The sequence below is a fragment of the Clostridium sp. genome (genome assembly GCF_051654825.1).
Taxonomy (GTDB): Bacteria; Bacillota; Clostridia; order Clostridiales; family Clostridiaceae; genus Clostridium.
Genome location: NZ_JBOFYU010000224.1, coordinates 1 through 1,914, shown reverse-complemented (window position 1 = coordinate 1,914; position 1,914 = coordinate 1). Strand labels below are relative to the sequence as shown.

Sequence of the window (1,914 nt, the reverse complement as noted above, 5' to 3'; positions counted from 1 at the left end):
ATCTAGTATAAAATATAAAAGTCGCTTACTATATATAGTGATTTTGAGTAACGTACGAAATCGTTGAAACTATTAGTTAAGCGAATTTTTTTATTAGAAAAACTAATTAGACATAAGGAGTTATTATGACTAAAACATTAAACATAATAAAAAGAGATGGAAACTCTGTAAAATTTGACAAAAACAAAATAGAAAATGCAATTCTAAAAGCAATGAAATACGGAAGTGGAATATATGAAGAAGAAATAGCTAAAACAATAGCTAATGAAATAGAAGAAAGTCAATTAAATAAAAACACTTCACCGACAGTCTACCAAATAGAAGAAATGGTATACGCAAAGCTAATAAATTATAATCAACAATTAACTGCTAAAGCCTACGAAGGATACAGAGCAGTACAGTCATTTAAAAGAGAGATAAATACAACTGATGAAAGTATACTAGGGATACTTAACAGAAGCAATGAAGAAGTTATAAATGAAAACTCTAATAAGGATGGAATACTAGCAGCAACTCAAAGAGATTTAATAGCTGGAGAGGTATCAAAGGACATCGCTAGAAGAAAGTTAATACCTGCTCATATAGCCCAAGCTCATGATGAGGGCGTACTTCATTACCATAAGTAATATTGTGGCTATTATAAGTGATTATAATAGAAAACCTTGTGAACCTAAGCAAAAAGGGTGTGATTTTATTTTAAATAAAATTGCTAACGGTGCAGATAATAGTAATATTATTATGCGTAAGGAATTCTAAGTCCACTGTAAGAGTGGATATGAAAATACCGTGCTAAGATTTCAGTTTATGACATATAGAGGTGATTTTTTGGATAACAGTTATTATGTATACGAATGGTTTTATATAAATACTGGAGAAGTTTTTCACGTTGGTAAAGGTAAAGACAAAAGAGCGTGGCAAACATCTTATAGGAGAAATAAGCATTTTATTAATATAATTAATAAAGAAAAAGATAATGTTTCTGTGAGGTTCTATAAAGAAAATCTTACAAATAAAGAAGCCTGTGATTTAGAAATTAAAAGGATTGCATATTATAAATCTATGAATCAAGCTAAAACAAATTTTCATATGGGAGGACGAGGAGGTCATACGGGAAATTACCATTCTAAAGATAGAAGTGATAAATTAAGTAAATTGATGAAAGAAAGAAATTTATCAGGTGAAAGAAATCCAATGTATGGAAAAACACATTCTCCAGAAGCTAGATTAAAGATAAGTATTACGCATAAAGGCAAAGTAATTTCTGAAGAGCATAGGAAGCAGATTGGTGAAAAATTAAGAAATACAGTAGCGAGTGAAGAAAAAAGAGAAAAGTGTAGACTAAAATCAACTGGAGTAATTTTTACGCAGGAAAGAAAAGATAATATATCTAAAGCATTAATAAAAAATGTTTACACTGTTATTTATAATGATGAGTATAATGAGATTCCTGGTAAGGTTAATTTATATAAATTCATGACTAATAAATATTCTCTATCAAAAACCATTACTGATAAAGTTTTAAGTAATTCTTGGAATCCTAAATTCAAAAGGCATCTAAAATATGAAACTCTAAAAATTGTAGAAACTGAAATAAAGTGTATCGACTAATGGGTGATGAGTGTAGCCCAAGTACGCTGGAGTTTAGCGCCAGTGGAAGCGCAAGGCATCTTTAAAAGATGATGAGATAGTCAGTACTTATAGAAATATAAGAGGATATGGATATGGATTATGCGATGCAGCCCATACATAACTGTATGTTGATAAACCTAGAAGACATGCTTTTAAATGGGACTGTAATTAATAATAAGTTAATAGAATCACCAAAAACTTTCCCTACAGCTTGTACTATAGTAACGCAAATAATAGCACAAATAGCTAGTGGTCAATATGGTGGTAACACGATAACTATAAGCC

General features: G+C 30.0%; 2 protein-coding genes and 1 pseudogene. All 3 read left to right on the top strand.

Annotation, left to right across the window (positions count from 1 at the left end):
* The first annotated feature begins 125 nt into the window (after nucleotides 1–125).
* On the top strand, nucleotides 126–626 hold the full coding sequence (nrdD, locus tag ACRDBA_RS13485) for an anaerobic ribonucleoside-triphosphate reductase (protein ID WP_438573447.1): 501 nt from the start codon (nucleotides 126–128) through the stop codon (nucleotides 624–626).
* A 199-nt stretch (nucleotides 627–825) separates the two neighbouring features.
* A complete protein-coding gene (locus tag ACRDBA_RS13480; protein WP_438573446.1) occupies nucleotides 826–1,608 on the top strand; it encodes an NUMOD3 domain-containing DNA-binding protein in 783 nt (260 codons plus the stop codon).
* Nucleotides 1,609–1,718: 110 nt separating this feature from the next.
* Nucleotides 1,719–1,914: pseudogene (gene nrdD, locus ACRDBA_RS13475) on the top strand (anaerobic ribonucleoside-triphosphate reductase); the annotation flags it as partial.